Here is a 9,894-nt window from a genome sequence, read left to right as displayed (position 1 = left end):
CAGCTCCCAGAGAGGGGGGTGGGGTTTAGGCTTTTTCCTTTTCCGCTCTCTTCCCCCGGACGGCCGGGGGGGTGGGGGGGGGAAAAAGGGGCAAAACCCTTTTTCCCCCCCCACGCCCCCCGCACGGGCCGGGATGTCAGAGCGTCTTCTCCAGGCGGCCGGCCAGCAGCTTGATGAACCGCGACGGGTCGGCCAGCTCGCCACCCTCGGCGAGCAGCGCCATCCCGTAGAGCAGCTCCGCCGTCTCGGCCAGCCCCTCGTCCTCCGGGCGCGCCGCGTGCGCCTCCCGCAGGCCGGTGACCAGGCCGTGCTCGGGGTTCAGCTCGAGGATCCGCTTGATCGGCGGCAGCTCCTGCCCCATCGCGCGGTACATCTTCTCCAGCGTCGGCGAGAGGTCGTGCGTGTCCCCGACGATGCACGCCGGCGACGTCGTCAGCCGCGACGAGAGCCGGACCTCCTTGACGTCCTCGCCCAGCGCCGTGCCCATCCACGACAGCAGGCCTTCGAAGTCCTTGTTCTGCTGCTCGCGCGCGACCTCGGTGGCCTTCTTGTCCTCGTCCGACTCGAGGTCGACCTGGCCCTTGGCGATCGACTGGAACTGCTTGCCGTCGAAGCCCGGCACCGCGTCGACCCACATCTCGTCGATGGGGTCGGTCAGCACCAGCACTTCGTAGCCCTTGGCGCGGAACGCCTCCATGTGCGGCGAGTTCTCGATCGCGGACCGCGACTCGCCGGTCATGAAGTAGATGTGCTCCTGGCCGTCCTTCATCCGCTCGACGTACTCGCGCAGCGAAGTCGGCTTCTCCGCGTCGTGCGTCGAAGCGAACGACGAGATCTCGAGGATGGCCTCGCGGTTCTCGAAGTCGTCGAGCAGCCCTTCCTTGACCGCGCGGCCGAACTCGCGCCAGAACGTCGCGTACTTCTCGGCGTCGGCGCTCATCATCGTCTTGACCGTCGACAGGACCTTCTTGACCAGGCGGCGGCGGATCAGCTGGATCTGCCGGTCCTGCTGCAGGATCTCCCGCGAGACGTTCAGCGAGAGGTCCTGCGCGTCGACGACGCCCTTGACGAACCGCAGGTACTCGGGGACGAGCGACTCGCAGTCGTCCATGATGAAGACGCGCTTCACGTACAGCTGGACGCCGCGCTTGCGCTCCCGCAGGAACAGGTCCATCGGCGCGTGCGAGGGCAGGAACAGCAGCGCCTGGTACTCGAACGTCCCCTCGGCCTGCAGCCGGATCGTTTCCAGGGGGTCCTGCCAGTCGTGGCTGACGTGCTTGTAGAACTCGTGGTACTCGGCCTCGGTGACCTCGCTCGACGAGCGCGCCCACAGCGCCTTCATCGAGTTGACCGTCTCGGTCTTCGGCTCTTCGCCCTCGCCGGCCTCGGCCGCCATCCGGATCGGCCAGGTGATGAAGTCGGAGTACTTCTTGACGATCTCCCGGATCTTCGCCGGGGACGTGTAGTCGTAGAGGTGGTCCTCGGCGTCCTCGGGCTTGAGGTGCAGGGTGACCGCGGTGCCCTGGGGCGCGTCTTCGACCGGCTCGATCGTGTACGTGCCTTCGCCGGTGGACTCCCAGCGGACGCCCTCGGTGGTGCCCGCCTTGCGCGTCACCAGCGTGACCTTGTCGGCGACCATGAAGCTCGCGTAGAACCCGACGCCGAACTGGCCGATCAGGTCCTGCGACGCCGCCGAGTCCTTGGCCTCCTTGAGCTTGGTCAGGAAGTCGGCGGTGCCGGACTTGGCGATCGTGCCGATGAGGGCGACGACCTCGTCGCGCGTCATGCCGATGCCGTTGTCCCGCACGGTCAGGGTCCGCTCGGCGGGGTCCGTCTCGAGCGCGATGTGCAGGTCACCGGTGTCCGCGTCGAGGTCCTTGTCGCGGTACGACTCCAGCCGCAGCTTGTCCAGGGCGTCGGAGGCATTGGACACGAGCTCCCGCAGGAACGTGTCCTTGTTCGAATAGATCGAATGGATCATCAGCTGGAGCAGCTGACGCGCTTCCGACTGGAACTCGAGCGTCTCGATCGGGGTGGTCACTTCCAGTCCTTTCCGGGGCGGGGTGCCGAGCGGCCCGATCCTACCGAGGCGGTCCGACATTCCCGGTGCTCACCCGGTCGTGCACTTTATGAACGCAATGTAGGTGGGTCCCGCGTCGCGGGGTGATGCTGGCCACGCCCCGCTGCCGATCAAGGAGGATCGAGTGCCCGGACCCCTGCCCCGGTGGGCGGCCGCGTTCGCCGCGGCCTGTGCCCTGACCACCGCCTTCGCCGCTCCCGCCGCCGCGGCGGGCGTCGTCGACCACCCCGTGCGCACCACCGGCTGCGGCCGCGCCGCCCCCGTGCCGTCCGGGGTGACGACCACCCGGCACGTCGTCTCCGGCGGGCTCGAGCGCGAGTACACCGTGCACCTGCCGGCGCACTACAGCCCGCGCCGGGCGTACCCACTGGTCCTGTCGTTCCACGGGCACAAGCGCACGTCGCAGTACCAGGAGGAGCTGTCCGGCTTCTCGGCGCTCGACGCGATCTCGGTCTACCCGCAGGGCCTGATCGGCACCGACGGCGAGTCGGCGTGGACCGGCGCGCCCTACTCGGCGGCCGCCGACGACGTCCTGTTCACCAGCGACCTGCTGAACTCGCTACAGCGCGAGCTGTGCGTCGACAACGACCGGATCTTCGCCGCCGGCAAGTCCAACGGCGGCGGGTTCGTCGGCGTGCTGGCCTGCCGGCTGCCGGGCCGGATCGCGGCGTTCGCCCCGGTGTCGGGCGCGTTCTACCCGCAGGGCGGTGACTGCCGGCCGAGCCGGCCGGCGCCGATCCTCGACTTCCACGGCACCGCCGACACGACCATCCCCTACACCGGCAACCCGGCGAAGGGCCTGCCGGCGATCCCGGACTGGCTCGCGGCCTGGTCCACAAGGGACGGTTGTTTCCCGGAACCCGTGTCGTGGACGCCGGTCCGGGGCGTGGTCGCGCAGAAGTGGCTCGGCTGCGACCGGTGGAGCACCCTCGAGCACTACCGCGTCGAAGGCGCCGGGCACGTCTGGCCGAGCACCGGGCCGAACAACGACTCGGCCACGCCGGCGGTCATCGACGCGACACCGGTCATCTGGCGGTTCTTCCGCACGCATCCCCTGCGGTGAAACACGATTGACGCACCTCTTTCCTCTCGGCGACGATTTCGCCGAGAGGAAAGAGGTGCATGGTGAAGGTGCTCGTCCTGAACGCCGGTTATGAGCCGCTGCAGACGGTGTCGGTGCCGCACGCGATCCGCATGCTGGTGCGGCACGTCGCGGAGATCCACGAGGCCGAGGACGGTCTCGCGTACGGGTTGTTCCCGCGGCCGAAGATCGTGCGGTTGCTGAGGTACGTCGTCATGAAGTGGCGATATACGCAGCCGCCCCGCTGGTCCCGTCGCGGCGTGCTGGCCCGTGACGGCCACCGGTGCGCCTACTGCGGCCGCCGCGCCACGACGATCGACCACGTGACGCCGCTCAGCCGCGGCGGCGCGCGGACGTCGTGGCTCAACACGGTCGCGGCGTGCGGTGGCGCGTCCCGCAGCTGCAACGCGCGCAAGGCGGACAAGCTGCCGGCGGAGGCGGGGATGACGCTGCGGTTCGAGCCGTACGTCCCGACGTGGGACCAGCTGCACGCGCTCGCGGCGTGAGGCCGGATGCCCTCGTGGAGATCGGAGCCACGAGGGCTGTCCGGCGTTCGTCGGCGCCCCGGACCGCGGGTCGTTAAGCTCGAACCGATCGTCCCCCGCATCCGTGTGTTCCGGGGGAAGGCCGGGAGGTCGTGTGACCGACGCAGGACAGCTGATCGCCGGGCGCTACCGGCTGGACGAGCGGATCGGCCAGGGCGCCATGGGCGTCGTCTGGCGTGCCCGCGACGAGCGGCTCGACCGCGTCGTCGCCGTCAAGCAGCTGGGCTACGACCCGGCGATCGGGCAGGCCGCCGGCGACCAGGCCGCCCTGCGCGCGCTGCGGGAGGCCCGGCTGACCGCGCGGCTGCGGCACCCGCACGCGATCACCGTGCACGACGTCGTCGAGGAAGGCGGCGAGCCGTACCTCGTGATGGAGTACCTGCCGTCGCGCAGCCTCGCCGACGTCCTGCTCGACCGGGAGCGCCTGCCCGCCGACGAGGTCGCGCGCATCGGGGTGCAGGTCGCGTCCGCGCTGGCCGCCGCGCACGCCGAGGGCATCGTGCACCGGGACGTCACGCCCGCCAACGTCCTGCTCGCCGAGGGCGGGGTCGCCAAGATCGCCGACTTCGGCATCTCCCGCGCCACCGGCGAAGGCACCGTGACCGGCGGCGGCTTCATCGCGGGCACGCCGGCCTACCTGTCCCCCGAAGTCGCCGGCGGCGGCGAAGCCGGCTTCCCGGCCGACGTGTTCTCCCTCGGCGCGACGCTCTACCGCGCGCTGGAGGGCATGCCGCCGTTCGGCAACGACGACAACCCGATCGTCCTGCTGCTGCGGGTGGCCCGGGAGGAGCCGATCCCGCCGCGCCACAGCGGCCCGCTCGCCGAAGCGCTCGGCCGGCTCCTGCAGCGCGATCCCTCGCAGCGCCCGTCGATGGCGGAGGTCCAGGAGCTGTTCGAGGCGGTCACCGGCGGCCGTCCGCTGCCCCCGCCGCGTCCCCGCCCCCGCACCGAAACGCGCATGCTGCGCCTTCCCCGCCCGCGCCGGCGGGCGGTGCTGGCGTCCGCGGCCGGAGCCGTCCTGCTGGCCCTCGGCGTGGTGATCGGGACGGCGCTCGTGCCGGACGGCAGCACCCCGGTCGCCGCGCCGGCGTCGTCCACGCCCCCGGTCACCTCGCCCCCGGTGACCACCACTCCGGCCGACCTGGGCTGCTCGGCCAGTTACGCGGTGACGACGTCGTGGCCGGGCGGCTACCAGGTCCAGGTGACGGTCCGCAACGACCACGGCGCCGGCCTGCGCGGCTGGAGCGTCCGCTGGTCCCTCCCCGACGGGCACCACATCGCGGGCCTGTGGAACGGGACGTTCACGGTCGAGGGCACGACGGTGACCGTGGACAACGCGGACTGGAACGCGAAACTCGACGCGGGCGGCTCGACGACGTTCGGCTTCAACGCGGTCACCGGCAATGGCGACGCCACCGCACGACCGCAGCTCACCTGCCGGACGGTCTGACCATCAGAGCAGGCCCGCCTCGGCGAGCTTTTCCTTGATGCGCAGCAACTCCTCGTCGTCGAGGGGAAGCTGCGGCGGCGCCATGACGGCGTTGTCGATGAAGCCGCGCAGCTTCATCGCGGCCTTGAACGCGCCGAGCCCGGCCGAGCCGCGGCCCATCCGGCTCGGCGGCGCCACCGACGTGATCGAAAACAGCTTCAGCAGCCGTTCCTGCTCGCGGCGGGCCGCGGCGAGGTTGCCGGACTTGAAGTGGTCGTGGATCAGCACGTACCCGACCGGGTCGACGTTGCCGAGGCCCGGGACGGCGCCGTCGGCACCCATCGCGAGCGCCGCGTCCACGACGAGTTCGGAGCCGGTGAACACGGCGAAGGTGTCGAGGCCGCGGTCGCGCTTGCCCAGCAGCACGGCCCGGAACGCGGCTTCGTCACCACTGGAGTCCTTGAGCCCGGCGAGGACGCCGTCGGTGGCCAGGTCGAGGACCATCCCGCCGGCGAGCTTCGTGTGCACCGCGACCGGGATGTCGTAGGCGACGATCGGCAGCGCCGTGCGCTCGTGGAGCAGGCGGAAGTGCCGGTCGACCTCGGCGACGTGCGTCCGCGTGTAGTACGGCGCGGTGACGACGACGGCGTCGGCCCCGGCGGCTTCGGCCGCCTTGATGTGCTCGGCGACCCGCAGTGTCGTCATGTCGATACAGCCGGCGAGCACCGGGACGCGCCCGGCGACCTGGTCGACCGTCGTTTCGACGACGACGCGGCGCTGGGCGTCGGGCAGGAAGGCGACCTCGCTGGAGGAGCCCAGGACGAAGACGCCGTGCACACCGGCGCCGAGCTGGAACTCGACGTGGCGGCGCAGCGAGTCGGTGTCCACGCTGAAGTCGTCGTTGAACGGCGTGCACAGCGGCGGGACGATTCCGGCGAACTTCGGCATCAGGCGCTCACTCCGGTGGGGATCTCGGGATGGATGCAGCGGTAGGTGTGGCCCCCGCCGGCCGTGGCCGGCGCGGGTAGCTCGGCCGCGCACTCGCCGGTCGCCTTCGGGCAGCGGGTGCGGAACGGGCAGCCGCTCGGCGGGTGCGTCGCCGACGGAACCGGCCCGGTGAGCACGATCGGCTCGGCCGGGTGGAGCAGGCTGGGCGTCGCGGAGAACAACGCCCGTGTGTAGGGATGGCGGGCCTCGGCGCCCACCGGCGCCTCCTCGACGATCCGGCCCAGGTACATCGTGACGATCCGGTCGCTCATCTTCGCCACCGTCTGGATGTCGTGGGAGACGAAGACCATCGCCAGTTCCAGCTGTTCGCGCAGGTCGAGCAGCAGGTTGAGGATCTGGGCGCGGACCGAGACGTCGAGGGCGGACGTCGGCTCGTCGGCGACCAGCAGCGCGGGCCGCAGGGCCAGGGCCCGCGCGATGGCGACGCGCTGGCGCTGGCCGCCGGAGAGCTGGCCGGGCACCGCCTCGGCGGCGCTGGCGGGCAGGCCGACCAGCCCCATGAGCTCCCGGACGCGCTCGTCGCGCTGGTCCGGCATCCCGACGCGGTGCACGTCGAGGGGGTCGCGGATGATCTTGGCGACGGCGAGCCGGCGGTTGAGCGCGGTCGAAGGGTCCTGGAAAACCATGCCGACCTCGCGCCCGGATCCCTCGTCGAGGGGCTTCCCGCGGAACCGGACCGTGCCCGCGGTCGGGCGCTGCAGGCCGACGATGACCTTGGCCAGGGTGGACTTCCCACAGCCGGACTCCCCGACCACGCCGATCGTCTCGCCGGGGTTCACGACCAGGTGGGCGTCGGTCAGGGCGTAGACGTGGTCGTGCCCGAACAGGCCGCGGCCGCGGATCTTGTGCACGACGTGGATGCCGTCGAGCTCCAGGAGGTTCACGCCGTCACCTCCTTCTCGCGAGCGACGTCGACCGCCGGGAAGTGGCAGGCGACGAGGTGGTCGACCGGCTCGCCGAAGCGCACCGGGGTCTCGTCGTGGCACTTGGCGCGGGCCGCGGGGCAGCGGTCGGCGAAGCGGCAGCCGGCCGGGAACTCGGCCGGGGCCGGGACGACGCCCTTGATCTGGGTGAGGCGCGCTTCACTGGCCTCCAGCGACAGCACCGCGCTGAGCAGGCCGCGCGTGTAGTGGTGCCGGGGCGAGCCGACGACCTCGGCGGTGGTGCCCAGCTCGGCGACCTGGCCGCCGTACATGACGACGACGCGGTCGGCGATCTCGGACACCAGCGCGAGGTCGTGCGAGACGAGGACGAGCGCGAAGCCCAGCTCCTCCTGCAACCGCAGCAGCAACGCCATGATCTGGGCCTGGACGGTGACGTCGAGCGCCGTCGTCGGTTCGTCGGCGACGATCAGCTTCGGATCCCGCGAGAGCGCCATCGCGATCAGCACCCGCTGGCGCTGGCCGCCGGACAGCTCGTGCGGGTACGCGCGCAGCGTCCGTTCCGCGTCCAGGTTGACCAGTTCCAGGAGCTCGGCCGGGGTGCGGGTGCCGCCACGGCGGGTGAACTGCTTGAGCTGGGCACGGATGGTCATCGCCGGGTTGAGGGAGCTCAGCGCGTCTTGGTAGATCATCGCGATGTCGTGGCCGAGGTGCCGGCGGCGCTCGCCCGGGCGCAGCGCGAGCAGGTCCCGCTGGGCGAACCGGATCTGGCCGGACACCTGCGCCGTCGCCGGCTGGAGGCCGAGGATCGACAACGCCGTGAGCGTCTTGCCGCAGCCGGACTCGCCGATGAGACCCAGGACTTCCCCGGCGCGGACGCTGAAGGACACGCCGTCCACGACGTCGACGCCCTCGTGACGGCCGGGGAACGCGATCCTGAGCCGGTCGACCTCCAGGACCGTCTCGCGGTGGTCGAGGGACCGGGCGGTGCGGGCCAGCCGCTCCCCCGCTTCCCGCAAGCCGGCGATCGGCAGGACGGGCGCGGTGTCGGCGTCTTCCCGCTTCGCGACGGCCTTCGCGACTTCGGCCGCCTTGACGGCGCGGGCCGACGGCGCGGCCCAGGCGTCGGAGATCCGCTCGGACAGGATGTTCAGCGCGAGCACCGTGACCAGGATGAGCAGGCCGGGGAACAGCGTCGCCCACCAGCCGCCGGTCAGCACCAGGTCCTTGCCGTCGGCGAGCACCGAGCCCCACGACGGGTCCGGCGGCTGGATGCCGGCGCCGATGAACGACAGCGACGCCTCGAACACGATCGCGTCGGCCACCGTGACCGTGCAGTACACCAGCACCGGCGCCGCGCAGTTGATCGCGACGTGCCGGGTCAGCACGAAGAGCCGCTTCGCCCCGATCACGCGCTCCGCGGCGACGTAGTCCTCGCCGTACTGGGCCAGGACGTTCGCCCGGATCACCCGGGCCACCGGCGGCGTGTTGAGGAACCCGATGGCCAGGATCAGCACGAGGATGCCGTGGCCGAACACGGCGACGAGCACCGCGGCCAGCGCGATGCCGGGGAACGCCATGACGACGTCCAGCACGCGCATGACCACGGCGTCCACCCGGCGGTGCGACGTGGCGGCGAACGCCCCGATCACCGCCCCCGACACGAGCGCGAGCGCCACCGCCCCCAGGCCGATGGCGAGCGACCAGCGCGTGCCGGCGACGAGCCGGGAGAAGATGTCCCGGCCCGACGTGTCCGTGCCGAACCAGTGCGCACCGCTCGGACCGCCGGTGTCGGTGCTGAGCGCGTCCGGGTTGTGCGTCGCGACGAGCGTGCCGAGCACGGCGACCAGCAGGAGGACGCCGAGGATCGCGAGCGCGGGCCAGGCCGCGCGCAGGCGCCTCACGCGTGGCTCCGCAGGCGCGGGTTCGCGATCAGGTAGAGGACGTCGACGATCAGGTTGACCAGCACGAACCCGATCGCGATCGTGATGACGAAGCCCTGCACCTTGGCGGTGTCGCCGTCGGTGACGGCCTGGATCATGTTCTGCCCCATCCCCGGCAGCGCGAACATCGTCTCGATGACGACGGCGCCGCCCAGCAGGTAGCCGACCCGCAGGCCGAGCACGGTCAGCGGCGTGACCAGCGCGTTGCGCAGCACGTTGCGCCCGACCACGACCACCGGCGGCAGGCCGCCGCCGCGCGCGGTGCGGACGTAGTCCTTGTCCAGCTCCTCGACCATCGACGTCCGGATCACCCGGGTCAGCTGCGCGGCCACCGGCAGGGCCAGCGAGACCGCGGGCAGCGTCAGCGAGTTCAGCCAGCCGCCGAAGGAATCGGCCGGGCTGACGTACCCGCTCGTCGGGAACAGGCCCTGCCCGACGGCCAGCCACTGGACCAGCAGCAGCGCCACCCAGAACGCCGGCGCGGCGACCCCGGCCAGGGTCACCACGCGGATCACCTTGTCCGGCCAGCGATCGCGGAACAGCGCCGACGTCACGCCGAGCACGAGCGCCGTCACCAGCGCGATGACCAGGCCGAGCAAGGTCAGCTGCACGGTCAGCGGCAGCGCCGTCGCGATCGTGTCGCCGACTGGCTGCTTGGTGATCACGCTGGTGCCGAAGTCGCCCTGGACCAGGTGCCAGACGAAGTGGACGTACTGCAGCGGCAGCGGGTCCAGCAGCCCGTTTTCGAGCCGGAACTGCTGGAGCTGCTCGGCGGTGGCGTTCGCGCCGTCGAACGCGGCCAGCGCCGGGTCGACCGGCGCGAACCGCATCACGATGAACACGAACAGGATCACCCCGAGCAGCAGCGGGATCAGGGCGAGGATGCGGCTGAGCAGCATCCGCACGACGACGGCCACGGGTGTTCTC

At 71.5% G+C, this 9,894-nt stretch carries 8 protein-coding genes; 3 read left to right on the top strand and 5 right to left on the bottom strand.

What is annotated here, in order from left to right:
• Nucleotides 1-136: 136 nt before the first annotated feature.
• Nucleotides 137-2,041 (bottom strand): molecular chaperone HtpG, encoded by a 1,905-nt coding sequence (htpG, locus tag ACZ4TR_RS47370; protein WP_465295535.1) that lies wholly within the window; start codon nucleotides 2,039-2,041, stop codon nucleotides 137-139.
• 163 nt (nucleotides 2,042-2,204) lie between these two features.
• Between htpG and ACZ4TR_RS47365 the strand changes: the two genes are divergently transcribed.
• From ACZ4TR_RS47365 to ACZ4TR_RS47355, 3 genes are all read left to right on the top strand, one after another.
• Nucleotides 2,205-3,143 carry a CE1 family esterase gene (locus ACZ4TR_RS47365; protein WP_364523130.1) on the top strand — a complete coding sequence of 313 codons (939 nt, stop codon included), beginning with the start codon at nucleotides 2,205-2,207 and terminating at the stop codon, nucleotides 3,141-3,143.
• Nucleotides 3,144-3,202: 59 nt separating this feature from the next.
• Complete coding sequence (locus ACZ4TR_RS47360; protein WP_465295533.1) at nucleotides 3,203-3,667, top strand: HNH endonuclease; 465 nt, start codon at nucleotides 3,203-3,205, stop codon at nucleotides 3,665-3,667.
• Between the two features lie 133 nt (nucleotides 3,668-3,800).
• Nucleotides 3,801-5,156 carry a protein kinase domain-containing protein gene (locus ACZ4TR_RS47355; protein WP_465295531.1) on the top strand — a complete coding sequence of 452 codons (1,356 nt, stop codon included), beginning with the start codon at nucleotides 3,801-3,803 and terminating at the stop codon, nucleotides 5,154-5,156.
• A 3-nt stretch (nucleotides 5,157-5,159) separates the two neighbouring features.
• On the opposite strand, the gene ACZ4TR_RS47350 is transcribed toward ACZ4TR_RS47355, so the two are convergent.
• From ACZ4TR_RS47350 to ACZ4TR_RS47335, 4 genes are read right to left on the bottom strand one after another with little or no spacing between them, the layout of a single operon-like run.
• The gene (locus ACZ4TR_RS47350) at nucleotides 5,160-6,083 is read right to left on the bottom strand and encodes a dihydrodipicolinate synthase family protein (RefSeq protein ID WP_465295529.1); all 924 of its coding nucleotides are present in this window, start codon (nucleotides 6,081-6,083) and stop codon (nucleotides 5,160-5,162) included.
• The gene (locus ACZ4TR_RS47345; protein ID WP_465295527.1) at nucleotides 6,083-7,027 is read right to left on the bottom strand and encodes an oligopeptide/dipeptide ABC transporter ATP-binding protein; all 945 of its coding nucleotides are present in this window, start codon (nucleotides 7,025-7,027) and stop codon (nucleotides 6,083-6,085) included. The genes ACZ4TR_RS47350 and ACZ4TR_RS47345 overlap by 1 nt, the downstream gene beginning before the upstream one ends.
• Entirely contained in the window at nucleotides 7,024-8,928 is a 1,905-nt protein-coding gene (locus ACZ4TR_RS47340) for a dipeptide/oligopeptide/nickel ABC transporter permease/ATP-binding protein (protein ID WP_465295525.1), read from the bottom strand. The genes ACZ4TR_RS47345 and ACZ4TR_RS47340 overlap by 4 nt, the downstream gene beginning before the upstream one ends.
• Complete coding sequence (locus tag ACZ4TR_RS47335; protein WP_284748359.1) at nucleotides 8,925-9,884, bottom strand: ABC transporter permease; 960 nt, start codon at nucleotides 9,882-9,884, stop codon at nucleotides 8,925-8,927. Before ACZ4TR_RS47335 ends, ACZ4TR_RS47340 begins: the two co-directional genes overlap by 4 nt.
• Between the last annotated feature and the right edge of the window lie 10 nt (nucleotides 9,885-9,894).

This window comes from Amycolatopsis sp. NPDC028719 (assembly GCF_055565395.1).
The sequence above is the reverse complement of the archived record's forward strand: the minus strand, read 5'-3'. Positions and strand labels throughout refer to the sequence as shown.

Excerpts from the sequence above, each read along its gene's own strand:
- ACZ4TR_RS47350 (WP_465295529.1), bottom strand. The coding sequence starts at position 6,083 with ATGCCGAAGTTCGCCGGAATCGTCCCGCCGCTGTGCACGCCGTTCAAC.
- ACZ4TR_RS47360 (WP_465295533.1), top strand. The coding sequence starts at position 3,203 with ATGGTGAAGGTGCTCGTCCTGAACGCCGGTTATGAGCCGCTGCAGACG.